A 265-nucleotide genomic window follows, 5' to 3' on the forward strand; every position below is an offset into this window, starting at 1 on the left:
ATTTATGATTGATGATGCGGACCAGTCGCAGGTTCACCATTGTAAGCTTCATCATGATAGCCCTCATATCCTGATGCCATAGTCATATTAATATCCAGTGTCTCTAGCACCGGAGTTTTCCACTCTTTTTTCATATTTTCACCTCCTCTCAAGAAAAGTTTTTTATAAATCGACTAACGACTAAACTCCGAATAGCAATCCTGTATTCTGGGTTTGTTGCATATTCTGGCCGGGGTCCTTCCCTAACCTTTGAAATAGCTGACTT

1 protein-coding gene is annotated in these 265 nt (G+C 40.4%); it reads right to left on the bottom strand.

The features are described from left to right. Nucleotides 1-2: 2 nt before the first annotated feature. Nucleotides 3-134 carry a paeninodin family lasso peptide gene (locus KVT27_RS24995; protein ID WP_140392528.1) on the bottom strand — a complete coding sequence of 44 codons (132 nt, stop codon included), beginning with the start codon at nucleotides 132-134 and terminating at the stop codon, nucleotides 3-5. Between the last annotated feature and the right edge of the window lie 131 nt (nucleotides 135-265).

This window comes from Lysinibacillus sp. GbtcB16, assembly GCF_019091145.1.
GTDB classification, from domain to species: Bacteria; Bacillota; Bacilli; order Bacillales_A; family Planococcaceae; genus Lysinibacillus; species Lysinibacillus fusiformis.